Origin of the sequence: Streptococcus parasanguinis (assembly GCF_031582885.1) — a bacterium.
In the GTDB taxonomy this organism is placed as follows: domain Bacteria; phylum Bacillota; class Bacilli; order Lactobacillales; family Streptococcaceae; genus Streptococcus; species Streptococcus parasanguinis_M.
Genome location: NZ_CP133988.1, coordinates 1,339,236 through 1,364,481, shown reverse-complemented (window position 1 = coordinate 1,364,481; position 25,246 = coordinate 1,339,236). Strand labels below are relative to the sequence as shown.

The 25,246-nt window shown below is 42.9% G+C and carries 23 protein-coding genes and 1 pseudogene; 4 read left to right on the top strand and 20 right to left on the bottom strand.

The genetic code is table 11. The annotated features are described in order from the left end of the window. Positions 1-335 precede the first annotated feature (335 nt). From RDV49_RS06455 to RDV49_RS06425, 7 genes and pseudogenes are all read right to left on the bottom strand, one after another. Positions 336-2,078, bottom strand: coding sequence for an ABC transporter ATP-binding protein (locus RDV49_RS06455; protein ID WP_003007568.1), 1,743 nt, complete (start codon positions 2,076-2,078; stop codon positions 336-338). Then, positions 2,075-3,802 carry an ABC transporter ATP-binding protein gene (locus tag RDV49_RS06450; RefSeq protein ID WP_003007571.1) on the bottom strand — a complete coding sequence of 576 codons (1,728 nt, stop codon included), beginning with the start codon at positions 3,800-3,802 and terminating at the stop codon, positions 2,075-2,077. The genes RDV49_RS06455 and RDV49_RS06450 overlap by 4 nt, the downstream gene beginning before the upstream one ends. 116 nt (positions 3,803-3,918) lie before the next feature. After that, on the bottom strand, positions 3,919-5,118 hold the full coding sequence (locus RDV49_RS06445; protein ID WP_003007574.1) for an MFS transporter: 1,200 nt from the start codon (positions 5,116-5,118) through the stop codon (positions 3,919-3,921). Between the two features lie 58 nt (positions 5,119-5,176). Next, positions 5,177-5,914 (bottom strand): annotated as a pseudogene (locus RDV49_RS06440) (DUF1003 domain-containing protein). A 68-nt stretch (positions 5,915-5,982) separates the two neighbouring features. Continuing rightward, the gene (gene asnS, locus RDV49_RS06435) at positions 5,983-7,329 is read right to left on the bottom strand and encodes an asparagine--tRNA ligase (protein ID WP_003007581.1); all 1,347 of its coding nucleotides are present in this window, start codon (positions 7,327-7,329) and stop codon (positions 5,983-5,985) included. 148 nt (positions 7,330-7,477) lie between these two features. Continuing rightward, the gene (locus tag RDV49_RS06430) at positions 7,478-8,656 is read right to left on the bottom strand and encodes a pyridoxal phosphate-dependent aminotransferase (protein WP_003007583.1); all 1,179 of its coding nucleotides are present in this window, start codon (positions 8,654-8,656) and stop codon (positions 7,478-7,480) included. A gap of 16 nt (positions 8,657-8,672) precedes the next feature. Beyond that, on the bottom strand, positions 8,673-9,170 hold the full coding sequence (locus tag RDV49_RS06425) for a cell wall elongation regulator TseB-like domain-containing protein (protein WP_003007586.1): 498 nt from the start codon (positions 9,168-9,170) through the stop codon (positions 8,673-8,675). A 207-nt stretch (positions 9,171-9,377) separates the two neighbouring features. On the opposite strand from RDV49_RS06425, the gene RDV49_RS06420 reads away from it, so the two are divergent. After that, positions 9,378-9,824, top strand: a complete 447-nt coding sequence (locus RDV49_RS06420) for a MarR family winged helix-turn-helix transcriptional regulator (RefSeq protein ID WP_003001765.1) — start codon at positions 9,378-9,380, stop codon at positions 9,822-9,824. 118 nt (positions 9,825-9,942) lie between these two features. On the opposite strand, the gene yaaA is transcribed toward RDV49_RS06420, so the two are convergent. Continuing rightward, positions 9,943-10,668 (bottom strand): peroxide stress protein YaaA, encoded by a 726-nt coding sequence (gene yaaA, locus RDV49_RS06415; RefSeq protein ID WP_003007589.1) that lies wholly within the window; start codon positions 10,666-10,668, stop codon positions 9,943-9,945. 99 nt (positions 10,669-10,767) lie between these two features. Here yaaA and RDV49_RS06410 point away from each other — a divergent pair, with 99 nt between their 5' ends. From RDV49_RS06410 to RDV49_RS06400, 3 genes are all read left to right on the top strand, one after another. Beyond that, on the top strand, positions 10,768-11,235 hold the full coding sequence (locus RDV49_RS06410; RefSeq protein ID WP_003007592.1) for a DUF1836 domain-containing protein: 468 nt from the start codon (positions 10,768-10,770) through the stop codon (positions 11,233-11,235). Next, positions 11,210-11,857, top strand: coding sequence for a PAQR family membrane homeostasis protein TrhA (trhA, locus tag RDV49_RS06405; RefSeq protein WP_003007595.1), 648 nt, complete (start codon positions 11,210-11,212; stop codon positions 11,855-11,857). Before RDV49_RS06410 ends, trhA begins: the two co-directional genes overlap by 26 nt. Before the next feature lie 63 nt (positions 11,858-11,920). Then, positions 11,921-13,225: an aminotransferase-like domain-containing protein gene (locus tag RDV49_RS06400; protein ID WP_003007598.1), complete on the top strand. Its 1,305-nt coding sequence runs from the start codon at positions 11,921-11,923 to the stop codon at positions 13,223-13,225. Positions 13,226-13,243: 18 nt separating this feature from the next. Here the strand turns inward: RDV49_RS06400 and RDV49_RS06395 are convergent, their stop codons facing one another. From RDV49_RS06395 to deoC, 12 genes are all read right to left on the bottom strand, one after another. Beyond that, on the bottom strand, positions 13,244-13,492 hold the full coding sequence (locus RDV49_RS06395; protein WP_003001593.1) for a hypothetical protein: 249 nt from the start codon (positions 13,490-13,492) through the stop codon (positions 13,244-13,246). A 92-nt stretch (positions 13,493-13,584) separates the two neighbouring features. Beyond that, a complete protein-coding gene (locus RDV49_RS06390) occupies positions 13,585-15,339 on the bottom strand; it encodes an ABC transporter ATP-binding protein (protein ID WP_003007602.1) in 1,755 nt (584 codons plus the stop codon). Further along, entirely contained in the window at positions 15,326-17,080 is a 1,755-nt protein-coding gene (locus RDV49_RS06385; RefSeq protein ID WP_003007605.1) for an ABC transporter ATP-binding protein, read from the bottom strand. The genes RDV49_RS06390 and RDV49_RS06385 overlap by 14 nt, the downstream gene beginning before the upstream one ends. A 1-nt stretch (position 17,081) precedes the next feature. Further along, positions 17,082-17,747 carry an MmcQ/YjbR family DNA-binding protein gene (locus RDV49_RS06380; protein ID WP_037607930.1) on the bottom strand — a complete coding sequence of 222 codons (666 nt, stop codon included), beginning with the start codon at positions 17,745-17,747 and terminating at the stop codon, positions 17,082-17,084. 103 nt (positions 17,748-17,850) lie between these two features. Then, positions 17,851-18,486 (bottom strand): copper homeostasis protein CutC, encoded by a 636-nt coding sequence (locus RDV49_RS06375; protein ID WP_003007611.1) that lies wholly within the window; start codon positions 18,484-18,486, stop codon positions 17,851-17,853. 21 nt (positions 18,487-18,507) lie between these two features. Continuing rightward, positions 18,508-19,110 carry a hypothetical protein gene (locus RDV49_RS06370; RefSeq protein ID WP_003007614.1) on the bottom strand — a complete coding sequence of 201 codons (603 nt, stop codon included), beginning with the start codon at positions 19,108-19,110 and terminating at the stop codon, positions 18,508-18,510. Between the two features lie 275 nt (positions 19,111-19,385). Continuing rightward, entirely contained in the window at positions 19,386-20,342 is a 957-nt protein-coding gene (locus RDV49_RS06365; protein WP_003007618.1) for an ABC transporter permease, read from the bottom strand. Continuing rightward, a complete protein-coding gene (locus tag RDV49_RS06360; protein ID WP_003007621.1) occupies positions 20,342-21,403 on the bottom strand; it encodes an ABC transporter permease in 1,062 nt (353 codons plus the stop codon). The genes RDV49_RS06365 and RDV49_RS06360 overlap by 1 nt, the downstream gene beginning before the upstream one ends. After that, positions 21,396-22,931, bottom strand: coding sequence for an ABC transporter ATP-binding protein (locus tag RDV49_RS06355; protein ID WP_003007625.1), 1,536 nt, complete (start codon positions 22,929-22,931; stop codon positions 21,396-21,398). Before RDV49_RS06355 ends, RDV49_RS06360 begins: the two co-directional genes overlap by 8 nt. A 128-nt stretch (positions 22,932-23,059) precedes the next feature. Further along, a complete protein-coding gene (locus tag RDV49_RS06350; protein ID WP_003001669.1) occupies positions 23,060-24,121 on the bottom strand; it encodes a BMP family lipoprotein in 1,062 nt (353 codons plus the stop codon). A gap of 75 nt (positions 24,122-24,196) precedes the next feature. Further along, positions 24,197-24,586, bottom strand: a complete 390-nt coding sequence (locus RDV49_RS06345) for a cytidine deaminase (RefSeq protein WP_003007631.1) — start codon at positions 24,584-24,586, stop codon at positions 24,197-24,199. Then, positions 24,573-25,235 (bottom strand): deoxyribose-phosphate aldolase, encoded by a 663-nt coding sequence (deoC, locus tag RDV49_RS06340; RefSeq protein WP_003001619.1) that lies wholly within the window; start codon positions 25,233-25,235, stop codon positions 24,573-24,575. Before deoC ends, RDV49_RS06345 begins: the two co-directional genes overlap by 14 nt. Positions 25,236-25,246 lie beyond the last annotated feature (11 nt).

Genomic DNA, 25,246 nt, shown 5'->3' with positions numbered 1-25,246 from the left:
AGTGGTTTTTGAAACATCTAGCAATTTTGCTAGATGCTTTTTTTGACGAAAAAAGCATTTTCAAATCTGAAAATGCTTAGATTGAAGATAAAGACTTATTAAAAACCTTCCTAAGGTGAGTACGGACGTCAGCGAACTTCTGCGAAGTTCCATGACTAATTATTGAGCCTAAGGTCTCAATAATTCCGAGTGCTAGAAACAACCGTGTTTCTAGCACTTTTCTCACGGCGGAAAGTTTTAATGTTTTCTTAATTCGTTATACAAATTGGAACATATATTTATTTCTTTGCAGAATCACTTTACTTATTTTACTTTAAAAATAATTTGTCTACATTTTAACTAATCTGTTGCTGAGCTGTCTGCATCTTGTAGTACACACCTTGCGCTTGCATTAGCTCTTCATGAGTGCCATGCTCAACAATATCGCCATCCACCATGACAAGGATCATATCAGAATTTTGAATGGTCGACAAGCGGTGAGCAATGATGAAGCTGGTCCGTCCCTTCATGAGCTGATTAAAGGCATCTTGAATCAAGACCTCCGTCCGAGTATCGATGGATGATGTCGCCTCATCCAAGATCAAAATCTTAGGAACTGAAAGGAAAATCCGCGCAATCGTTAAGAGTTGGCGTTGTCCTTGAGACAAAGACTCTCCAGCATCTGAAAGATAGGTATCGTACCCTTGTGGCAACTGCCGGATAAAGAAATCTGCATTGGCTGCTTTGGCTGCTTCGATGACTTCTTCTCTAGTTGCATCTGGACGAGAAAAGGCGATATTTTCATGAATGGTCCCGACCTTGAGCCAGGTTTCCTGCAGAACCATACCAAACTGTTGGCGGTAAGAAGCACGGGTGTAGTCCGTAATTGGCACCCCATCAATCGTGATCTCTCCAGAATTAACAGGGTAGAAACGCATGAGCAGATTAATTAATGTCGACTTTCCTGCTCCTGTAGGCCCTACAATGGCCACTTTACTGGCGGCTGGAACCTGAATGCTTAGATCTTTAATCAAAGTCCGCCCCAAATCATAGCCAAATGAGACATGCTCAAAACCAATCGCACCTTTGACATCCTGACTTTCCAGAATCTGATGGCCTGTCTCTTCGACCTCAGCTTGATCCAAGACGCTGTACAAGCGCTCTGCGCAGGCAAGGGCACTTTGGAGTTCTGACAAGACAGAGGAGATATCATTAAAAGGCTTGGTGTATTGGTTGACATAATTGAGGAAGGTCACCAATTGACCGACAGTAAAGTGAGATCCCGAAATAATGCGTACAGCACCAAATCCAGCCACTACCGCATAAATCAAGGCATTCACAAAGCGAGTGGCAGGGTTGACAGTTGAAGAATAAAAGACAGCGGATTGGGAATAATTGGCATAGCTTTCATTCGTCCCCTTAAAAGCCTTACGGAATTGATCCTGAGCGCTAAAGGACTGGATCAAGCTTTCCTGGGTCAAAGACTCTTCGATCAATTGAGTTTGAAGACCACGCGCCTTGGTCTGCTTTTGGAAAAGCGTATAAGAACGCTTGGCAATGAAACGAGCAATCAAGAGAGATAATGGAGTCAAGACCAGAACTGCTACCATCATAAAGAAATCCAATTCTGCCATGGTCACGATGGTGACAAGAATGGTTAAGAGGCCAACAAAGAACTGGTTAAAGACCATCAGAAGACCACTATTGAGTTGCTCTACATCGGTCGTGAGGCGACTGACGAAGTCCCCGCTCCCTTGTTTATCTAGATAAGACAAGGGCAATCGGTGTACTTTTTCCATCACCTCTGCTCTTAGGCTTTGGCTAAACCGATAGACCAATTGATTGTAGACAAGAGGATTGATCCATTGGATCAAGGTATTGGCCACAATGACCAGAACCATTTGGATCAAAACGGGCCATAAGACTTTCATCCCTTGAGGATTGATGACTAAATCAACCGCATGTCCGATCAGGATCGGTAGCCAAACCGTTAAGGCCACTTGAACGATGGTTCCGATACTGGCTAGAATCAGGAGCCCGGGATGGTTGGCAAAATCTCTAAACAGACGTTTTACATAACTAGAACGTTTTTGACTCATGCTTCCTCCCTCCCGTGTTGTGAATAATGAATTTCTTGATAAATCTCATTGGTAGACAAGAGGAAATCATGATTTCCCATTCCTACTTGATGACCCTTGTTCAAGACTAAAATCTGATCAGCAGACTTGAGACTATTGGTTCGTTGAGATACTAGGATCAAACTCGTATCACTCAATTCTTCTTTTATCGATTTTAAGAGACGAGCTTCCGTCAAATAATCCAAGGCAGAAGTTGAATCATCCAAAATCAAGAAAGGATCCTTCTTCAAAAGGGCACGCGCAATGGTCAACCGTTGACGTTGGCCTCCTGAGAAATTTCGACCAAAGGCTTCCACTGGCTCATCGAGTTGTCCTTCTTTTTCACGGACAAAATCAGCTGCCTGAGCTGTTTCTAGTGCCCACCACAAATCATCATCCGATAGATTTTCTTCCATCCCTAGTAAGAGATTCGAGCGGATAGTCCCTCTAAAGAGCTCTGCCTTCTGTGGAACAACAGCTACCCAGTCCCGCCACTCCTTGAGAGTTTTAGGAGAGTGAGCTTGATGATAGAGGGCTAATTTTCCCTGACTCACAGTATACAAATGACTCAATAACTGAACTAGGGTAGACTTCCCAGATCCTGTACCACCGATAATTCCCAACATCTGTCCATGATCCAGATCAAAGGAAATATCTTCTAGTGCTGGGCTTGAAGCCGTTGGATAAGTGAAAGAAACTTTCTCTGCGCTGATCGCTTCTTGCTCTCTTGCAGTTTCTTCTGGCAAAGCTTCTAAGAGGTCTTCTTCCTTCAAATCGAAAATCTCTTGGACACGCTTGGCTGAAATATAGCTGACATTTAAAGACGTGACCAGCATAGCCAGTTTGATCAATTCTGTTAAAATTTGTAATAAATAATTGACCAAAGCGACCAACATCCCTTGGGTTAGAAGGCCAGCAGAGATATTCAATTGTCCTTGCCAAATAACACAAACCAAGGTCGTATTGACCACAAGGAATGTCAAGGGACTCACCAAACTAGACCAGATACCAGCGCGAATTTGCCAGATCTTGTAGTCCTGATTGACCTCTCTAAAATCTTCTAATTCACTAGCATCTTGTCCAAAGGCCCGAATCACCCGTATCCCTTGAAATTGCTGACGCGTCACCGTGACCATTCGGTCTGTAATTTTACGAATCTTGGCAAAAAGAGGATTGACAATCCGAGACATGATGACAATAATCAGGGTTAAAATCGCCACCATCCCCAAGAACCAAAGAGTGAGTTTAGGACTGATGGTGAAGGCCATGATGATAGAACCAAAGACAATAATCGGTGCTCTCAAAAAGAGGCGCAAGAATTGGTTGATCCCAACCTGGATTTGATAGGTATCAGAAGTAAGACGGGTTACCAAACTAGAAGTACCGATCCTATCGCGCTTGTCCTTTGGAAGCGATAAGATCTTCTCATACAAATCTTTGGTCATCTCGCGGGTAAAGCCGACAGCTGCTTTAGAAGAAAAATACTGGGCCGTAATGGCTACGACGACCCCAAAGCTCGCAAATAAAAACAAAACACCGACCGTCATCACCACTGCGCTCGTTTCCTTTTTCGGAATGACCTGATCGACTAAGTGGGCGATGATTAAGGGGACACACAATTCAAAAATAGCTTCTAAAAGTTTAAACGCGGGCCCTAGAAAAGTTTCCCATAGATAGCCCTTAAAATACTTCAATAATGATTTCATACGACTCGATTCTTTTTTTAATGGATATACATATTTTACCACAAATTCTTAAGATGAAAAAACTCCCCCTACAGAGCAGAGAGAGTTGAATACTGACCAGATGAAGGTCAGAAATCTTATTCCTTCTTTGTTACCTTGCTTAAGGTCTTACCCATTTTCCCCAATCCAATCATTAGTAGTGGGAAAGAAAATAGTGTTATAAGGCCTAATACAAGAAAGACTGCTACAAAGCCACAACTATCAATGAACCAACCAGTCAGTGGGAAAATGACAATCATAGATAGACTAAACATCATGGAATTGATACTCAGCATCGTTGCTCGTACACTAGATGGCAGATAAGCTTGTAAATCATTGTAGTAGATGGGTTGATAAACTGCATAAAGGGCATTGGTCAAGAGATAGACACTCAGATAGGCGAATGGGGTCTTTACACCTACTAAAAGCAAGGCCAACCCTGTCAGTGCAACTAGAATCGGAAAGACTTGATTACTATTCCATTTTTTCCCGATTTGACTGGCCAAATAAACCGCTAGGAGATTGAATCCACTACCAATTAACATGATGAGCGAAACTTGCCAACTAGCTAAGTCACTAATTTTCTGTTGGTAGTAAAAATAAAACATACACATGATGGTCCCTACCAACTGATAGATGAGCATCCAGTAAAATAAGACTGGTTTTTCCAGCCATTCTTGTTTCACTACCTCCAATATCCGCTTTAAGGTCAAATGATTTCTTTCATCACTCTTGCTCTCTGGCTCCTTCATCAGAAAGATCAAAAGAATAGAAAGCAAGGAAAGCCCAATAGCAATATAATAGGTCCAAGCCAATGCTCCGTGAATAAAGAAGCCTGCCACGACTGTACCTAACGTTCGGGTGACTTCGGCCACACCAGACAAGAAGCTAGAAATCTGAAGATAACGGTCTTTTTGACCTGCTTCTACCGCTGAATCAAATAAGAAAGCTGTACTAGTCCCCGAGTCAAAATTATAAGACCAAGCATTGACCATCATAGCAATCGCATAGATCCAAAAGTTCCCCTGACCAAATAAAATCAAGATCGAGGATCCAATACTGGACAAGCGAGCCAAATAAAGATTGGTCTTGTAACTAAAGCGATCGGCCAACATACCAGATGGGATCTCGCATAAAAGGCTCGTCCCATGAAAGATACTCTCTAATAAACCAATCTGAAGCAAAGAAAGACCATTTTGAATAAAAAAGAGAATCCAAAAACTGGTGATTCCAAAATAAGATGTAAATTCCAGACCTGCTAGGAGTGAAATATTGCGTTTGTAAGTTCTTTTAAACATTGTTTTTCCTCTTTCAATAGATTATATAAGTGTTTCTAAAAGACTTACTTAGAGTTGCCTACATTTTCTCCACCTCCTTCATTCTTTCTTGATTCAGTTCTTGACGCAATTGGGTCACTTGATTAGACAAGGACACCAACAATTCGGTTTGCAACTTTTGAATTTCCAGTAAATCCGTCTGGTCTTGCTGCACCATATGATCAATCTTCGTATGCAACAAGCGAATTTCCCGTTCAGACTCCATATTGACGTTAAAGTCATTTCGCGCTTGCAGGCGATCATAATCTGCTGCCCTGTTTTGGCTCATCATGATCAAAGGAGCTTGAATCGCCGCAATCGTAGAAAGTGCTAGATTGAGCAAGATGAAAGGATAAGGGTCAAAATTCCAGCCAAAGGGATGCAAGACATTGATCAACATCCAGATAGCCATCATCATGATGAAGCTAATAATAAAGGTCCAAGAACCACCGAAGCGCGCAACAGAATCTGCTACCCGCTGACCGAAGGTATAGCTGGCTGTCAAGCGGTCTTCAACGTTAAAGGGGCGCTCGCTTTCGGGCATGACACCTGTCACCTGCTGTTTAATGGCTTCGTTTTTATCATTGGCACGCTCAATAATCTAACCTAGATAATCCATACAATATTGGCTCAAATTTTTATACGTGATAAAATCATCCATTTGACTTTCCGGATAGGATGTCTTGAGCATCTGTTGAATGGAATGGTCCAGATCCGCAATCAAAGATCCTTGGCCTTCTTCGTATTCTTTCCCATCAATGATGTCTATTTTCAGCATTGAAATTCCTTTCATAGTTTTTTGAAGCAGATAAAAGTGAAAAACGCCTAATGGCGTTTTTACGTCTATTAAGGTTTAATACGGTGCAACATACGTGGGAATGGAATAGCTTCACGGATGTGTTTTGTACCAGCTGCGAAGGTTACCATACGCTCAATCCCAATACCAAATCCACCGTGTGGAACTGTACCGTATTTACGAAGGTCAAGGTAGAATTCATACTCTGTACGATCCATGCCAAGTTCATCCATTTTTGCAACAAGGGCATCGTAGTCTTCCTCACGCATAGAGCCACCGATGATTTCTCCATAGCCTTCTGGAGCAAGCAAGTCTGCACAAAGCACGCGCTCTGGATTTCCAGGAACTGGTTTCATGTAGAAGGCCTTGATAGCTGCTGGGTAGTTCATGACAAATGTTGGCACACCAAAGTGGTTTGAAATCCAAGTTTCATGTGGTGAGCCGAAGTCATCACCATGTTCCAAATGCTCATAATCCGCATCTTCATCATTTTCATGCTCTTGCAAGAGATCAATGGCTTCATCATAGGTGATCCGTTTGAATGGTTCAGCAATGTAGCGTTTCAAGAGCTCTGTATCACGTTCCAAGGTTTCCAAAGCTTGAGGAGCACGGTCCAAAACACCTTGAAGCAAAGCTTTGACATAAGCTTCTTGCAAGTCAAGTGACTCATCGTGTGTCAAGTAAGAGTACTCAGCGTCCATCATCCAGAACTCAGTCAAGTGACGGCGAGTCTTAGATTTTTCAGCACGGAATACTGGTCCAAAGTCAAAGACGCGACCAAGGGCCATAGCACCAGCTTCCAGATAAAGCTGACCTGATTGACTCAAATAGGCTGGTGTTCCAAAGTAGTCTGTTTCGAAAAGTTCTGTAGAATCTTCTGCCGCATTTCCTGAAAGAATTGGGCTATCAAACTTCATGAAGCCATTCTTATCAAAGAACTCATAAGTTGCATAGATAATGGCATTACGGATTTGCATAACGGCAACTTGTTTGCGTGAACGCAACCACAAGTGGCGGTTGTCCATCAAGAAGTCTGTCCCGTGTTCTTTAGGAGTGATTGGGTAATCTTGAGATTCACCGATCACTTCGATGTCTGTAATATCCAATTCGTAACCAAATTTAGAACGCTCGTCTTCTTTGACAATACCAGTCACAAACACTGATGTTTCTTGGCTCAAGCGTTTGATGGTATCAAATTTTTCAAGCCCCACTTCTTCGCCGAATTTTTCGATAAAGTTTGGTTTAAAAGCCACACCTTGGAAAAAGGCAGTCCCGTCACGCAATTGCAAGAAAGCAATTTTTCCTTTACCTGATTTGTTGGCCACCCAAGCACCGATGGTCACTTCTTGACCAACATAGTCTTTTACTTCGATGATAGTAATCCGTTTTGTCATCATTCATCTTCCTTTTCTCGTTAAACTTGTCCGAAGACATTATCTTCTTAATTGTATCATAAAAAGGCTTTCAGTGCTAGGCTCTACCTGTGAAAACCAGATTTTTTTTAAAGAAAAAGATCCTCAGCTCATTACTAAGGATCTTGCGATTTTATTTTTCCATAAAGGCCTTGAGTCGGCGAACAGCCTCTTTCAGGGTGTCCAAATCTGTCGCATAAGACAAGCGAATATTTTCAGGGGCACCAAAGCCAGCTCCCGTTACTAAAGCAACCTCTGCTTCTTCTAAAATTGCAGTGGTAAATTCCGTCACATCCGTATAGCCCTTCATCTCCATGGCCTTCTTGACATTTGGGAAGAGATAGAAGGCTCCTTGAGGTTTGATGGCTTCAAAACCAGGTACTTCATTCAACAAAGGATAAATAGTATTCAAGCGTTCCTCAAAAGCTTGACGCATGATCTCAATAGAAGATTGGTCTCCTGTGAGGGCTTCGATTGCGGCATATTGGGAAACGGTTGTTAAGTTGGAAGTTGTTTGGCTGATCACCTTGGCCATAGCTCCGATAATCTCAGAATCTCCTACAGCAAAACCAACCCGCCAACCAGTCATAGCATAGGTTTTAGAAACTCCGTTAATCACGATGGTTTGCTTGCGAATCGCTTCTGATAAGCTAGAAATGGGCGTAAAGGTATTGCCATTGTAGACTAATCGCCCGTAGATATCGTCTGCCAAAATCAAGATATCATGCTCGACAGCCCAGTTTCCGATTGCTTCGAGTTCTTCTTTACTGTAGATCATTCCTGTTGGATTGGATGGCGAATTCAGCAAGACAACCTTGGTCTTGTCTGTCCGTGCTGCTTCCAATTGCTCTACCGTTGCCTTGAAGTGATTTTCTTCTGTTGTTTGGAAAGTAACAGGTGTGCCTTCTACCATCTTCACCTGGTCTACATAAGAAACCCAGCAAGGGGTTGGAATGATGACTTCATCACCTGGATTGATGACAGAAGTAAAGAAGGCATAGATGATAAACTTAGCACCAGTACCGACCACAACCTCATTTCGATTCACTGCATAGCCATAAAACTCTTTCATGTAGTCGCTAATGGCATCCTTCAATTCTGGAAGTCCAGATGCTACCGTATAAAAGCTAGCGCGACCATCCTCGATCGATGCGACTGCTGCTTCTTGAATATTTTTTGGAGTCGCAAAGTCAGGTTGACCCAGGGTCAAACTTAAGATATCACGACCTTCTGCTGCCAAAGCTTTGGCACGCGCATTTGCAGCCAAGGTCACACTTTCTTCCATTTCCAATACACGATTTGATAATTTCATATTTCCTCCTCAAATCTTAAAAAACACCGGTGACTTTCCCAGTCTTGAAATCCACCACATAATAAGAGCTCCCAACCTTGACTTCCCAGATCGGTTTGCCTTTAAAGCGTCCAAAAGTTACCCGATCAATAGCGTCCTGACTCTTCTCTTTGACGACGGAAGCTGCCTTTTTGGAACTAACTCCTTCTTTCAAAGGGTAGGTATAGACTGCATCATCCGCCTGCGCCACCAAGACCGCTAGTTCTTGCCCCTCTCGGTCCTTGCCAATAAAGGAAAGATAGGCTTCTTTGCCATGAAAGAAACTATCCGTCTCAATGGTCGCAATCGAAGAGTGAGACAGAGCTATTTTTCTTGCTTGTGCAATCTGATCCTGCAAGCGATCAGAAGTTTTTTCAGCAAGAAATAGCCAAGAAAAAAGGACCGTCAACACTAAGATACAGATTCCTATTATATGTTGCCATACTATAAAAAGATTATTTTTCTGTTTCACTCCCTCATTATACACCAAAGCCACCTAGAATTCTATAGATTTTCAAGAAAGAGTTGTTACTAATATTTCATACCTGTTACAATGTTTTAGTATAAAATTGTTTGATAAGCAAAGTAAAATTAACACCTTTGCTATCATTTGTTCATAGTTTAATAAATTTGTCACAATTTTGTAACTAATTTGAAAATAAAATTAAACGACAGAAATACTATTTATTGATAAAATATAGATATGGAAAATTTAAAGAGATTATTCAAAGAAGCAAACGTAGATTTAAAAACCATGATCGTCTTCCACAAGGCAGAACGATTGATCCGTGCGTCTGAGGCTCATATCTTTAAAAAGCACCAGTTGACACCAACTCAATTCTCTGTACTTGAGACCTTGTACAGCAAAGGCGATCTTCGCATTCAAGATCTGATTGATAGCATTCTTGCGACCTCTGGAAATATGACTGTGGTTATTCGCAATATGGTCCGCGATGGTTGGATTACACGCGAAACCGATCCAGAAGACCGCCGTGCTTATCTTGTATCTATTACAGATGCCGGTCGTAAAAAGATCGAAGAAGCTCTTCCAGATCATATCAAAAATATTCAACGCTTGATGCAAGTCTTTAATAGTGGCGAGCAAGCTGAGTTGACAGAACTCTTGAAGAAATTCAAACATATCGCCTAAGCCTACTGCTCAAGACGATTCTGACTCCAAAATCCTCTATTTTGGAGTTTTCATCGTGCATTCTCTTTATCTAACAGTTAAAAAAAATATTCCTGACGCTTCTCAGGAATATTTTTATTTATTCTTTCACAAAGACCCATTCCTTCTCTTGCGATAAATCCTTACGATAAGAGAAACCTGCCACTTCTAGTGATTTCAGATCTTCTAGCTGGGTGATTTCTTCCTTCATCATAGCTGTCACCATGGCCCCACGTGCTTTTTTTGAAATCGTCGAGTGAATCTTCAGGGTCCCCCCACGATTCTCCATGAATTTGATCCGAGTCATTCGCTCACGAATGGCTTTTGAAAAGACCTGTTCAAACTCAGAAGACAAAAGGGATAAGATCTGGTCCTCACCTTCTACTGCCCGATCATAGTCCTCTTTCCAGAATGCCTTTAGAGCCTTTCCAGCTGGTTTTAGCTTCATCATAAAATCCAAGCGATGGGGCGCAATCCCTTCATAGGCAGGTAGTACACCATATAAAGCAGTCGTGATCAACAAATGTTCCTGCAGATAAGCCTGCTCTTTTTCGGATAAGTCTTGACGCTCGATACTACGGTACATAAGGCCATCAAACAGTTCCAAAGCAGGATAGGTTTTGGCACTCCCATCTACCAGAGCCTCAATTCTTTCCTTTTCTACTAGGGCTCTTTCTTCTGAGATCTCGTAAAAGGTCGCTAATTCTTCTAGGGAGAATGCCTTCAAAGCTTGGAGGATAGTTTTTGTGTTCTCTGACAAGGGTTGGGGCTCGACGATACGAGCCTGTTCGTTCAGTTCTTTAGCGGATGGAATTAATAGTTTCATAGGTCTATTGTACCATATTTTTCAAATTTTCTTGACAGGAGTTTTTATTAATGTTATTATCTAGTTATGAAAACTAGATAAAAGAAAGGTGAAGATTTCGTGTCCACTTTTTCCTATCCAACGTGGGAGCAACTACCTGAGCTAGACCTCTATCTCGATCAGGTCCTACTTTATGTCAATAAAACCTGTGCACCTGTTCTCTCTTCTTCTGACAAGGGCTTGACGGCTGCCATGATCAACAATTACGTAAAACATGGCTATGTCGAAAAACCAGATAAGAAGAAATACCAGCGTAGACAGGTGGCTCGCTTGATCGCTATTACAACCTTAAAAACGGTCTTTTCTATTCAGGAGATCGCTTCTACCTTAAACTTCTTGCAGGACCAGGCGAGCTCAGATCTTCTCTATAATAGCTTTGTCGCTTATCTCAATGAGCAAAAAGATCCAATCGCTCCCATTATTCGCTCTGCCTGTCAGACAGTTCAACTTTATCTAGAAACCTTATCCTATATACAACCAGCAAACAAGGAGGAAGAAACTGATGAATTATACCATGAAACTAAGTAAAAAATTATCTTTTGGTGAGGAGATCGCAAATAGTGTAACCCACGCTGTTGGAGCCCTCCTTATGCTCATCCTGCTTCCGATCTCAGCAGTCTACAGCTTTGAGCAGCACGGTCTTCTTAGCGCTTTTGGGACTTCTATTTTTGTCGTTAGCCTATTTTTGATGTTTCTGTCTTCGACTATCTACCATGCTATGTCTTATGATTCTCCTCAAAAGTATGTGCTTCGCATTATCGACCATTCCATGATCTACATTGCGATCGCAGGCAGTTACACGCCAGTTGTCCTTACCTTGATGAACAACTGGATGGGCTACAGCATTATTTTGATCCAATGGGGAACCACCTTCTTTGGTATTCTCTACAAAATCTTTGCCAAAAAAGTCAATGAAAAATTCAGTCTGGCTCTTTACTTGATCATGGGCTGGTTGGTCATCTTTATTATTCCCCAAATCGTTAGCCAAACCAATCCGATCTTCTGGGGTCTCATGCTCATGGGCGGTCTGTGCTACACGGTTGGAGCTGGCTTTTATGCTAAGAAAAAACCATACTTCCACATGATTTGGCACCTCTTCATCCTTGCAGCTTCTGCTCTTCAGTATTTAGCGATTGTATACTTTATGTAATACGCTCACCACTCTTATGAGTGGTTTTTTTGTGATTTTTTCTGTACAATAGAAAAAAACTGTATGGGGACAGTCGGAATGAAGACGAGCAAATACCAACAAATTATCGATTTCTTAAAAGAAGCTATTCAAGATGGAGAACTGGAAACTGGACAAAAAATTCCTTCTGTTCGCCAGTTAGCTAGTCAATTTTCTTGTAGTAAGGACACGGTGCAACGTGCCTTGCTGGACTTGACTTACCAGCACTTCCTCTATGCTAAGCCTCAGAGTGGCTACTATGTTTTGGAGCAAGAACCTGATCGACATGAGGATATTCCACTAAAATTAGAGAAAGACCGCAACCAGGCTTTCGAGGACTTCCGGACCTGTATCAATGAAACCTTGATTGGTCGGGAGAATTATCTCTTTAATAACTTTTCGGACCAAGCAGGCTTACTCGAAGTACGCCAATCGATTCAAGGCTTATTAAAGGAAGAAAGTATTTATACGACTGCGGATCAGATTGTTTTGACTGCTGGTACCCAGCAGGCGCTCAATATCCTCAGCCAGATTGACTTTCCCAATAAAAGATCGCAGATCTTGATCGAGCAACCGACTTATCATCGGATGAACCAACTCTTAGATTCGCAGCGACTTGCCTACCGTACCATTCAACGTAATTTAACGGGGATTGATCTCGAAGAACTTGAGGAGATTTTCAAAAGTGGCCATATCAAATTCTTCTACACGATCCCCCGTTTTCACTATCCGCTCGGTCATAGCTATTCTACCAAGCAAAAAGAAGCGATCTTGCAACTAGCTGACCAATATGATGTCTACCTTGTTGAGGACGACTATTTGGGAGATCTTGATGGCAGTAATGCTCCATCTTTTCATTATTTGGATCAAAAGAACCGGGTGATCTACATCAAATCTTTTTCGACCAATCTCTTTTCTGCTCTTCGCATCACTTCCATGATCCTTCCCCAAGACCTTCTAAAGCCGGTCTTAACCTATAAGACGATTCTGGACTATGATAGCAATCTGATCATGCAAAAGGCCTTGAGTCTCTACATTGATAACGGTATGTATCTGACCAATAAAAAGCGACTCCTAGCCAGAAAAAAAGAGGAAGAAGCTAGTCTAAAGACCTTGATGGATCAGTCTTCTCTTCTCCCTCATCTGACCCTGACCCACGATGGGATCCTTCTAGAACTCAGACAAGTTCAATCCCTCGCTGCCTTAAAACACAGTGGACTCCCGCTTGATTTCTTTGAAGCAGCCTACATTACTACTTGTCCTTATCAACTCGCCAAGATCAAATCGGCAGATGTGGCCAATGTTTTACCAAAGCTTACGCCTTTTTTTGAAAGAGAAACCCTCGTATAGACTATACGAGGGTCTTTCTTATTTCTTCAATTGCTCATAGATCAGTTTGGCATTTTGAAGGCCGATCCGATAATCGAGACGAATCAGGCGAATCGCTTCCATCTCTGGTTCTTTGAGGTACTTCTCTCTTTGTTCCTTGGAAATACTACCTGGTTTTAGAAGATAGTGGGTGAATTGATTTCTGACTTTATTAAGCTCGACTTGAAGAGTGAAATAGAGTCCAAATAAGACAATGACAACTCCCATCAGGATCAGATCGTTTGACATGGTGTATGCTCCCTTTTTCTGTTCTTTTCTTTATTTTACAGCTTTCAAAGAAGAAAAACAAGGTTAAATTTGCATTTAGACCTTGTTTGTCCTTATTTCATCATACCAGCCTGGAGGTCATACATTTTCTTATACGTTCCTCCTAGAGCAATGAGTTGGTCGTGATTGCCCGATTCGATGATTTTTCCCTTATCTAGAACATAGATGCAATCGGCATCTTGGATGGTAGAAAGGCGATGAGCAATGGCAATGGTTGTCCGCCCTTGGCGCATCTTCTTCAGAGAGTTTTGGATCATCTCTTCCGTCTCTTGGTCGATATTGGCAGTGGCCTCATCCAAAATGAGGATCTTAGGCTGAGCAGCAATGGTCCGGGCAAAAGCCAGAAGCTGACGCTGACCGGTCGATAAGGTAGAACCCCGCTCTGTTACCGGATGATCATAGCCACCAGGTAGACTCTCAATAAAGTCTGCTACATCCACAAATGCGGCTGCTTGTCGGATTTCCTCATCTGTCAGTTCTTCATGGTACATCCGGATATTAGAAGCAATGGTTCCATGATATAGGAAGGGTTCCTGCAACACTAGACCAATGGACTTGCGCAAGGCTTCCTGGCTGTAGTCCTTGATATCCTGTCCATCAATCAAGATCTGGCCACGATCAAATTCATAAAACCGCATGAAGAGATTGATAATAGAGGATTTACCAGAACCAGTATGGCCAACAAAAGCGATGGTTTGTCCGTTTTTGACCTCAAAGGAGATCTCTTTTAGGACATCCCGTTTGCCATCATAAGAAAAAGATACATGCTCAAAACGAATATCCCCCCGCTCAATTTCTTTCAGGCTACCAGCTTGCTTGGGCTCATAGTCGTCTCGATCCATCATTTCAAAGACACGACCTGCAGAAATGGTTGAGGTCTGCAAGGTTGCAAAATTTTGAGTGACATCAATCAAGGGCTGGAAAAGCTGACTAACATACTGGATAAAGGCATAGATAAGTCCTGCTGTAAAGCCAGAGGACTGCCAATTTAGGCCGAAAAAGGTTAGAATAACCGCATAAGCCAGAACCTGTAACAGGGTCATAGCTGGCCTCAAAAAGAGGGAATTGACATCCACAGATCGGTTGGCGTAATCCAAATGTTCCCCATTAATCTGTTCGAATTCATCCGTCAAGCGCTTTCCTTGACGAAAGGCCTGGACGATCCGCATTCCTTCAATGGATTCCGATAATTTCACATTGATATCTGATAATTTTTGTCGGGTCATCTTGACCAAGCGATTGGATAACTTGCGATAGAGACGGATGGAAAACCAAATGATGGGAAGAAAAGGCAGGATCCAAATGGTCAAATGCCAGTCCAAGCTAAACATGGTTACTAGGGTGACTAGAAAGAGTAAAAAGGATGAAACCAGGCTTGAAAAGACCGTAGAAAACATATCTGCGACTGCCTGGGTATCATTGGTCACCCGCGAAACAATTGAACCTGCTGCTGTCTGGTCATAAAAGGACATGCCCAGCCTTTGAAGATTTTGGAAAATATCTAGACGGATGTCTCTTACGATAGAATTGGATACACGCGCAAAGGTTAACTGGCTCAGGTAAGTTGCCAGCACACGCCCAATGAATAACCCATAGTAGAGAATCAAAAACTGAAAAGCTGTCAGAACTGGTGAGTCTGTTTCTGTTGGATCCACTAGGTGGTCAATATACCAGCGGGCTGCAAGAGGGATCGCCGTCAATAACAGACTAGTTAGGAAGGTAAAGGCTAAGGCTAGGGCTGTTAGCCATTTATAACGCCACATGTAAGTCAAGAGCCGCTTCATAACATGAGCTTCAGATGTTTTCATTCAGCTTTCCCTCCATTTCTTCTGATAATTGTTGGGCTTGGTAGGTTTCATAGTACCAACCTTTTTGAGCCATTAATTCCTCGTGATTTCCGCGCTCCTTGATCTGTCCATTCTCCATTACCAGAATCAAATCCGCATGAACGATCGCTGATAGGCGGTGGGCTGTAATGATCGTTGTTTTCCCCTTGCGTTCTAGCTTCATATTTTCAATGATTTGGTGCTCCGTTTTAGCATCTACTGCAGACAGGGAATCATCCAGAATCAAGATCTCAGGATTCATGACCAATGCTCGACTCATGGCAATCCGTTGCTTTTGCCCGCCAGAAAGAGAGACCCCTCTCTCTCCTAACACTGTCTCCATCTGGTCTGGCATGACCAGAATATCCTCATAGACTCCACAAGTTCTCAGAGCCTTCATCACCTCTTCTTCCTCGATCTGTGGATCTGAAAAAGCTACATTCTCACGAATGGTCATGGCAAAAAGGATCTGATCCTGAGGGACATAGCCGATCAAGCTTCGAAGATCTTCTAAACGATAGTCTTTGATAGAGATTCCATTGAGCAAGATATCTCCCTGCTCCAAGTCGTGCTCTCTAAGCAAGAGACGCAACAAGGTGGTCTTTCCAGATCCAGTTGGACCAACAATCCCAAGGGTTTGCCCTTTTTCTAAATGAAAGGCTACCTTTTTAAGGACAGGCTCTTTCTCATAGGCGAATTCTTTAATGTCATATTCCAGATCGCCGTTTTGGATGTCTGTGACTGGTTGACTTGGATCTTGGATATCAGGTATTTCTGCTAAAAGTGTCTCAATCCGATCATAAGAGACGCTAGCCCGCTGACTAATATTAAACAAGAAGCCCATAGCTTGAAGGGGCCAGACGAGCATATTGAGATAGGTAATAAAGGTTACGATTTGTCCAACCGTCAGGCTCCCTTCCTGAACAAATAGCCCCCCGAAGTAGAGCGTCAAGACATAGGAGAGACCGACAAAAAGAAGAGTGGTCGGATCAAACAAAGCATTGTAACCGGCTGAAGTCATATTCTTTGAAAAGACCATTTGATTGGTTTTTTCAAAAGCCTGAATCTCATCTGCCTGAAAGCCAAAGGATTTGGTCACTTTGACTCCTGATACGGATTCCTGGACAAAGTTGTTCAGCTCTGAGAAGCCTTCTTGGGCCTCTTTGAAGGCTTTGTGGTTTTTGCGTCCAATGGCGGAAGTCACTACCACCATAACCGGTAGAGGCAAAATAGCCAAGAGGGTTAAGCGCCAATCAATCATGAAAAACATGCTGACTAAGGTCACCAAGGCTGTCACGGAAGCATCCACTGCAGACATAACCCCGCCACCAGCAAACATGGTTACCGCATTGATATCATTAGTAGCATGGGCCATGAGATCCCCTGTCCGATAACGCTGATAAAAAGACGGAGACATGAGCGTAAATTGCTGAAACAAACGGTAACGCAAGATTCGAGCCAACTTATTAGCCGTTCCAAAAATATAGCGTCTCCAGACAAAACGAAGGCCATACATGGCTAGAGCTGCGAGGACCAAAAGGGCAATATCCATAACTAACTGCCCCAGTGTCAGCTTTCTTTTATCGATCAAATCGATCACAAGGCCCATGATTCTTGGAGGAATGAGATTTAAAAAGCTAACCAAGATCAAGGCCCCTATCCCGATCAAGTATCGCTTCTTCTCTAAATTAAAAAACCAAGATAATTTCCTCAACAGATTCATCTTATTTCCCCTTTTTTGTGAGTTGCCAACTACTATCCACTAGAGCAAACAACTCCTCATCAGCAATTGTTCCATCTAAGGGGATACTCACCCAATATTTTTTATTCATATGAAAAGCTGGATAAATCCCCTTCTGCTGGATGAAACGGGCTACTTGATCAGACTTAACATTCAAAACTTCTATTTTCCCAGACTTGCCAGCATCTAGTTTTTTCCAATCAATGGTCATAAAGACACCATACCACTTGAGGGTGTCTCGGTGGCGAATGGCACCAGATTCTGGAGATCTCTCCCACAAATACTCAATCGTTCCCTGATAGTACAGAGAGATATAGGCCATGAGACGCTTGGCTTGAGGATAGAGAAATTTCTCTACCTCAAAACAAGCTTGGCGAATCCTTGCAAGACTTTCCTGACAAGCTTCTCTGACTTGGCCAACGAAATTTCCTTGTAGCTGTTCCTGATGGATCTGGATATACTCGTCCCCTGTATCCTGATCATAGACCTGAAAAGATATCTTCTGGTCGCAGACACGGACCTTTAAGAGAAAAGAGTCCGATAAGACGGGACACTGGTACTCATAGCCTGCCCCTCTCTTTTCAAATCCGTAAGCCAATCCCTTTTCTGGCTGAAAGGTGTATCGGTCAAAATAATGCTCTAAAAACATTTTCTCTCCCTTATTCATTTTTGCACTAGAAGAGGCTGGAAACAACGTCCCCAACCTTGATAACGGATCTTCAAAACTACTTCAAGCAGTGATCGTTTCTTCTTTAAAACACGATGCGCGTGCCATGCAGTTGACAAACACCCAATTGCTCCAAAAAGAGCTGACGATTGTCAAGGGTCACACCCCCACCTGGCAGGATCTGAATCTTTCCCTTAGCCGCAGCTAATAAACGATGATAGTGGGCAAAACGTTGCTCTAGTGGGTCACCTGGATTTCCACCTCGTGTTAAAATGCGGGCCACACCCTGATCAGAAAGCCACTCAATCGCTTCTAGCTGATCTGTATGAGCTAACTCATCAAAGGCCATATGAAAGACCACCTCTGCCTCTCCACAGGCTGCTAGTAAAAGCTGCATGACCTTCTGGTCCAACTTTCGATCGCTCGTCAGCGCACCCAGAACAAAACAAGTAACCCCTATTTCTTTCGCAGCACGAATATCCGTCAGCATAGCTTCGACTTCCAGATCAGTGTAGACAAAATCTCCACCACGGGGCCGAATGATCACACATAGATCCACAGACTTCGCTCTTGTCAGTTTGATTGCTTCATTGATCACACCTATACTCGGTGTGGTCCCGCCTACTGCCAGGTTGTCGCACAGTTCAATGCGACCTGCCCCAGCAGCAATCGCCTTATCAATATAAGTTAAATTCTCTGCACAAAATTCAAAGACAAGCATGACAACTCCAATTACAAAGACTTAAAACAAGGAGATACTAACGGTTACCTTCGCATTGCCATTTTCCACTCTCGCTTTTGAGATACTATAGCCTGCTTGAGGGATCTCAAGGGTGATTTGATCACCATTCACTGTAAAGCCGCCTCCATTTTGATTGGATTGATCCTTCAAATAGTTGAGAACCAAGAATTTTGGAATAGGCATTTTCCCTAATTTAGCACCGGTCACGGTCAAATTCATGACATTGTTTTCGACTTGACCAGTCATGGTTAAATCTAGATAGCTATCAACTGGCCCTAATGATACAGGAACTTTGACGTGAAGGTCATTGCCATCCATTCCTAGTGCCATCTTTTGATAGTCAGAATTGTCAAGGGCGGATCCAGCACTTGTTTTGACGACCTGACTCAATTGCACAGAATTGAGACTTAGCTCAGTTGAGAGCCCTTCGGTGCTCACAGAAGCGTTTGAAACTGCATTTTGAGCCAGCTCAATCAAAGAACTCCCTGCCTGCACATTTCTCAGCTGCTCCCCTTCAGGAATTGATCCAGGAACCAACAGGATCACTAATAAAATAAATAAAACGATCACCATGCCAATCAGGGGTCTTATCCACTTAAACATCTGCTCCTCCGATACATGAAAAGTTGTATTCTTATTGTACCCTAAATCTAAAGAAATTGCGACTAAGAGGGGCCTTTACAAAGCAAAAGAGAGCGTGGGACAGAAATCGGTAATTCGTTAGAATTCGATTTCGTCGTCCCACCTCCGCACAGTTGAGTAGGGCTGTAAAAGCTGATGAAATCAGCGTAGTAGAGCCCACTCAACCACTGCGTCTTACTCGACAATCCAAAAACAATTGAGAGGCTAGGACTTTTGTCCCAACCTCTCTCTGTGCATTATTTAGATTTAATGTAATTAACACCATCTGCTTTTGGTGCGACTGCTTGTCCGAAGAAGGCTGCCAAGACAACCATGGTCAAGACGTAAGGCGCAATTTGCAAGTAGATGGATGGGATACCTTTAAGCAAAGGCAATTGATTCCCGATAACAGCCAAACTTTGCGAAGCTCCAAAGAAGAGACTAGCAAGCATGGCCCCGATTGGGTTCCATTTCCCGAAAATCATAGCTGCGAGGGCAATGAACCCAGGACCAACAATAGTAGTCACCGCAAAGTTAACGGAAATAGATTGAGCGTATATGGCTCCTCCAATACCAGCTAGGGCACCTGAGATCATCACTCCTAAGTAGCGCATTTTATAAACATTGATTCCCAATGTATCTGCTGCTTGTGGGTGTTCACCAACTGAACGAAGACGCAATCCAAATTTCGTCTTGAACATGATAAACCAAGCAAAGAATGAGAAGAGAATCGCAACCCAACCAATGATGCTGGCATTGTTGAAGAAAATATCCCCAATCACCGGAATTTTAGATAAGACTGGAATGGACGTTTTCCCGAAGGCAACTTTGATATTATCAGTTTGCCCCTTGTTGTACATCGCTTTAACAAGGAAGACCGCAAGTGGAGGTGCCATCAAGTTCAATACTGTACCTGAGACGATATGGTCAGCACGGAAATGAATGGTTGCCACCGCGTGAATCAAGGAGAAGAGTACTCCAATCCCTGCAGCAACGATCAAGGACAACCATGGTGTCAAACTTCCTAACTCAGGCTCAAAAGTCAAGTTAAAGATAATACCTGAGAAGGCTCCCATAACCATGATTCCTTCCAGACCAACGTTAACAACCCCAGCGTGTTCTGAGTATGCTCCTCCGATACTTGTGAAGATCAGCGGCGCTGCATACACAATCATAGAGGAAACAAGAATACTTAAAATCGTTACAATACTCATTAGTTTGCTCCTCCTTTTTTAGCTGAACGCATCGAGATCATCTTTTCAATAATGTAGTGAGCACATACGAAGAAGATAATGGATGCTGTCACAATTTGAACGACTTCTTCAGGGATGGCAGCTGGCTTCATACCAACTCCCCCAATTTGAAGTGCTCCAAACAAGAAGGCAGCAAATGGAATACCAATTGGTGAATTCATCGCAAGAAGGGCAACGGCCATTCCGTTAAATCCAACACTCATCGAGCTGGTTTGAACGTAGACATTTGAGTAAATCCCCAGACCTTCTGCTACCCCACCGATACCAGCAAGAGCACCAGAAATGATCATAGAAAGGATAATGGTCCGTTTTGCAGACATCCCTGCATACTCCGCCGCATTGGCATTGAGACCAACGGCACGGATTTCAAAACCAAGTGTTGTTTTCTTCATCAAGAACCAGATGACCACCACTGCGATGATGGCAAAGAAGATCCCGATGTTCATTTGTGATTTGTCCGTCAAATTACGCAACCACTCCGTCTGGTAGACAGCGTTGGCTCCCACATCAATGGTTGAGTCCTTGTTTTTCATCAAGGAAGCTGGGAAGCTATGAATCAAGGCATTCCCACCGTAGAGAACAATGTAGTTCATCATAATGGTGATAATGACCTCACTGGTTCCAAGATAGGCACGAAGGAAACCAGGAATCGCTCCAATAAATCCACCTGCGATAGCCGCAATCAAAACGGTCATCGGAATCATCAGTAAGCGAGGCATATTTGGGAAGGAAAGGGCAAACCAAGTCGCCATGATCCATCCTGCAAAAGCCTGACCAGGAAGTCCAACGTTAAAGAAGCCGGCCCGGCTAGCCACCGAAAATCCAAGAGCAACTAAAATCAGTGGCCCCATAGCACGGGAAATATTACCCCAACTCTTAATCGAACCAAAGGCTTTCTTAAACAGCAATTCATATCCCCAAAGGGCATCATAGCTGAAGGCCCACATAATAATGGCACCTAAGACCAATCCTAAAAGGACAGACACCAATGGAACGGCAATTTGTTTTAAATTCTTATTCATTTGATGCTCCCTCCTTTACTTGTCCTCCTGCCATGAGGATTCCAAGTTCTTGCTTATTCGTTGTTTCAGGGGTTACGATCCCTTGGATCTTCCCATCATGAATAACCGCAATACGGTCAGAAACATTCAAAATTTCATCTAATTCAAAACTGACAACCAGAACGGCTTTTCCATTATCCCGTTCTTGGATCAAGCGTTTGTGGATATATTCGATCGCTCCAACGTCCAATCCACGAGTCGGCTGGCTAACGATCAAGAGATCTGGATCGCGATCGATTTCCCGAGCGATAATGGCTTTTTGCTGGTTCCCTCCAGAGAGAGCCTTAGCAGGTACCACTTCACTGGCTGCACGAACGTCAAACTCTTCCATGAGCTTCTTGGCATAAGAGGTGATATTTGGATAATTTAAAATACCATTCTTGCTAAGAGGTTCTTTGTAGTAAGTTTGAAGAGCCATGTTTTCAGAGATCATCATATCAAGGACCAAACCATCCCGGTGACGGTCTTCAGGGACGTGCCCTACCTTCATTTCTGTGATTTGACGTGGACGTAGTCCTACAACATCCTTGCCTTTAATCTTAATTGAACCCGATTTTACCTTCCGTAGACCTGTAATGGCTTGGATCAACTCAGACTGACCATTTCCATCAATCCCTGCGATCCCAACGACTTCACCAGCACGAAGTTCCAGTGACAAATTCTTAACAGCTGGGACACCACGGTTTTCGTTTACAACCAAGTTTTCGATCGACAAGACCACTTCTTTCGGTTGAGAAGGACCTTTTTCAGTCTTAAAGGAAACAGAACGGCCGACCATCATTTCGGCCAAGTCTTGGTTAGTAGCTCCACCAATCTCTACTGTCTCAATAGATTTCCCACGGCGAATAACCGTTACGCGGTCTGAAACAGCACGGATTTCATCCAACTTGTGCGTAATCAAGATAATGGATTTTCCTTCATTCGCCAAGTTCTTCATGATTGTCATCAATTCTTCGATTTCAGCTGGTGTCAACACTGCAGTTGGTTCATCGAAGATCAGGATGTCGGCTCCACGATAAAGCGTCTTTAAGATTTCCACACGTTGCTGCGCACCAACGGAAATATCCTCAACTTTAGCATTTGGATCTACTGCCAAGCCATATTTTTTAGACAAATCAAGGATATCTTGGCTGGCTTTTTTAAGGTCCAAAACACCATGTTTAGTGGTTTCAGAACCAAGGATGATATTTTCAACAACAGTGAAGGCTTCAACCAACATAAAGTGTTGGTGCACCATTCCAATTCCTAAAGAAGCTGCTTTTGAAGGTGAGTCTAGGTTAACAGTATTTCCATTTACCACAATGTCTCCGCTTGTTGGTTCCAACAAACCAGCCAGCATATTCATCAGGGTAGATTTCCCTGCACCATTTTCTCCAAGAAGTGCATGGATTTCACCTTTGCGCAACTGAAGATTAATCTTATCATTTGCTACAAAGTCACCAAATTTTTTGGTAATCTCACGCATTTCGATGACATATTCATGTGTCATGTGGGTGTTTTCCTTTCAAAATTTTTTATTTCAATAAAATCTGCTAGAGAACTAACAGATTTTATTGAGACAAAAATGTCTCACTTTAAAAGAAACGGCCCTTAAAGGGAGGGCCGCCCAATCAAATATTATTTTTCAGGAACTTTAAGAGATCCATCAAGGATTTTAGCTTTGGCATCTTCGACAGCTTTTTTAGCATCTGCAGAAAGGTTGTCAGTTGTCAAATCAACTCCACCATCTTTCAAGCTATAAGTAATCACTTTACCGCCAGGGAATTTACCGTCAGCAGCTTTCTTAGCCAAGTCTTTTACAGATTCTCCGACTTTCTTCAAGCTTGAAGCCAAGACAAAGTTAGATTTTTTACCATCTTTAGAAGTGTATTCACCTTCAGCTTTTTGGTCACGGTCCACACCAAGAACCCAAACTTTTTCGTCTTCATTTTTCTTCTCGTTCAAGTCTTTTGCTTCAGAGAAGACACCTGCTCCAGTACCACCAGCTACTTGGTAGATAACGTCTGCACCTGCAGCGTATTGTGCAGCAGCAATTGTTTTACCTTTAGCAGCGTCACCGAATGAACCAGCGTAGTCTACTTGAACTTTGATAGATGGGTCAACAGATTTAACACCAGCTTCAAATCCAGCGCGGAAACGAGTGATAACTTCACTTTCCATACCACCTACAAAACCAACTTGTTTAGTTTTTGTAGTTTTCGCAGCAGCGATACCAGCAAGGTAACCAGCTTCGTTGTCGGCAAAGACAGCAGATGCTACGTTCTTTTTACCTTCAATACGGTCGTCAATGATAACAAAGTTTGTTTCTTCGTTGTCAGAAGCCGCTTTTTCTACTGCATCACGCAAGGCAAAACCAACACCAAAGATCAATTTGTAGTCGTTAGAAACAGCTTCATCAAGGTTTGTCGCATATTGAGATTCATCTGTTGATTGGAAGTAGTCAAATCCGTTCCCTTTAGAAAGACCGTTTTCTTTCCCCCAAGCTTGCAAACCTTCCCAAGCAGATTGGTTGAATGATTTGTCATCCACACCACCAGTATCGGTAACGATAGCAGCTTTCAAATCAGTTTTTGATTCTGAGTTTGCGCTATCTTTTTTAGACGCACGATTTCCACATGCTGCAAGTCCGATAGCAGCGACAGTTACTAGACCAAGGCCTAGCCATTGTTTCTTGTTCATTACTGAACCTCCTAAATTATTGTGCAACATTGTTGCGAAGTATTGAAAGGGTCAAAAGACCGCCTCACAGACCTATTAAGTCAGGTCTGTAAAGGAATATGGAAGTAATTCCTTGACCGTCATCACGACCGTCGATTTATCTTTAGATACTAAGGTTACAGGAAGGTCTGGCTCAAAAAATTCAGCCATGACCTGGCGACAAGCACCACATGGAGAGATGGGCTTTTCTGTTTGCCCGTAGATAATGAGCTCTTGAAACTCACGAGCTCCTTCAGAAACAGCTTTAAAAATGGCTGTCCGTTCTCCACAGTTGGTCAAACCAAAACTGGCATTTTCGATATTGACACCTGTATAGATTTCTCCATCCTTCGTTAGCAGTACAGCTCCAATTGGGAAATGAGAGTAAGGCACATAGGCTTGTTGACTCACTTCAACTGCTAAGTCAATCAACTCAGTAGTCGCCATGAGCCACCTTACCTTCCATGATGGCTACACCAGAAGAAGTCCCAATACGGGTCGCACCAGCTTCGATAAAAGCAAGAGCATCTTCATAAGAGCGAGCACCACCAGAAGCCTTAACACCCATGTCGGGTCCAACAGTTTGACGCATTAAGGCAACATCTTCTACCGTTGCTCCTCCAGTTGAGAAGCCAGTTGAAGTCTTCACAAAGTCTGCGCCAGCTAACTTAGCAATTTGACAAGCAACGATCTTTTCATCATCGGTTAAGAGACAAGTCTCAATGATGACTTTGACCAGCTTATCACCGCTCGCTTCGACTACCGCTTGGATATCTTCCTCAACTAGTGCTAAATTCTTAGACTTAAGAGCCCCGATATTAATGACCATGTCAATCTCATCGGCACCATTTTGAATCGCATTTTTTGTTTCACACGCTTTGACAAATGGTGTATTTGCTCCTAAAGGAAAACCAATGACGGTACAAACTTTAACGTCTGAATCGCGCAAGCCCTCAGCCGCAAAATTCACCCATGTCGGGTTCACACAGACACTCGCAAAATCATAAGCCTTAGCTTCTTCGATCAGCTTTTCGATCTGTTCTTGTTGCGCATCTGGTTTTAAAAGAGTGTGATCGATATATTTATTTAACTTCATACAATCTCCTG

What these genes read in the sequence shown, in the direction of transcription:
- RDV49_RS06455 (WP_003007568.1), bottom strand. Translation starts at nt 2,078, where the DNA reads ATGAGTCAAAAACGTTCTAGTTATGTAAAACGTCTGTTTAGAGATTTT.
- RDV49_RS06450 (WP_003007571.1), bottom strand. Translation starts at nt 3,802, where the DNA reads ATGAAATCATTATTGAAGTATTTTAAGGGCTATCTATGGGAAACTTTT.
- RDV49_RS06445 (WP_003007574.1), bottom strand. Translation starts at nt 5,118, where the DNA reads ATGTTTAAAAGAACTTACAAACGCAATATTTCACTCCTAGCAGGTCTG.
- asnS (WP_003007581.1), bottom strand. Translation starts at nt 7,329, where the DNA reads ATGATGACAAAACGGATTACTATCATCGAAGTAAAAGACTATGTTGGT.
- RDV49_RS06430 (WP_003007583.1), bottom strand. Translation starts at nt 8,656, where the DNA reads ATGAAATTATCAAATCGTGTATTGGAAATGGAAGAAAGTGTGACCTTG.
- RDV49_RS06420 (WP_003001765.1), top strand. Translation starts at nt 9,378, where the DNA reads ATGGAAAATTTAAAGAGATTATTCAAAGAAGCAAACGTAGATTTAAAA.
- yaaA (WP_003007589.1), bottom strand. Translation starts at nt 10,668, where the DNA reads ATGAAACTATTAATTCCATCCGCTAAAGAACTGAACGAACAGGCTCGT.
- trhA (WP_003007595.1), top strand. Translation starts at nt 11,210, where the DNA reads ATGAATTATACCATGAAACTAAGTAAAAAATTATCTTTTGGTGAGGAG.
- RDV49_RS06400 (WP_003007598.1), top strand. Translation starts at nt 11,921, where the DNA reads ATGGGGACAGTCGGAATGAAGACGAGCAAATACCAACAAATTATCGAT.
- RDV49_RS06395 (WP_003001593.1), bottom strand. Translation starts at nt 13,492, where the DNA reads ATGTCAAACGATCTGATCCTGATGGGAGTTGTCATTGTCTTATTTGGA.
- RDV49_RS06390 (WP_003007602.1), bottom strand. Translation starts at nt 15,339, where the DNA reads ATGAAAACATCTGAAGCTCATGTTATGAAGCGGCTCTTGACTTACATG.
- RDV49_RS06385 (WP_003007605.1), bottom strand. Translation starts at nt 17,080, where the DNA reads ATGAATCTGTTGAGGAAATTATCTTGGTTTTTTAATTTAGAGAAGAAG.
- RDV49_RS06380 (WP_037607930.1), bottom strand. Translation starts at nt 17,747, where the DNA reads ATGTTTTTAGAGCATTATTTTGACCGATACACCTTTCAGCCAGAAAAG.
- RDV49_RS06375 (WP_003007611.1), bottom strand. Translation starts at nt 18,486, where the DNA reads ATGCTTGTCTTTGAATTTTGTGCAGAGAATTTAACTTATATTGATAAG.
- RDV49_RS06370 (WP_003007614.1), bottom strand. Translation starts at nt 19,110, where the DNA reads ATGTTTAAGTGGATAAGACCCCTGATTGGCATGGTGATCGTTTTATTT.
- RDV49_RS06365 (WP_003007618.1), bottom strand. Translation starts at nt 20,342, where the DNA reads ATGAGTATTGTAACGATTTTAAGTATTCTTGTTTCCTCTATGATTGTG.
- RDV49_RS06360 (WP_003007621.1), bottom strand. Translation starts at nt 21,403, where the DNA reads ATGAATAAGAATTTAAAACAAATTGCCGTTCCATTGGTGTCTGTCCTT.
- RDV49_RS06355 (WP_003007625.1), bottom strand. Translation starts at nt 22,931, where the DNA reads ATGACACATGAATATGTCATCGAAATGCGTGAGATTACCAAAAAATTT.
- RDV49_RS06350 (WP_003001669.1), bottom strand. Translation starts at nt 24,121, where the DNA reads ATGAACAAGAAACAATGGCTAGGCCTTGGTCTAGTAACTGTCGCTGCT.
- RDV49_RS06345 (WP_003007631.1), bottom strand. Translation starts at nt 24,586, where the DNA reads ATGGCGACTACTGAGTTGATTGACTTAGCAGTTGAAGTGAGTCAACAA.
- deoC (WP_003001619.1), bottom strand. Translation starts at nt 25,235, where the DNA reads ATGAAGTTAAATAAATATATCGATCACACTCTTTTAAAACCAGATGCG.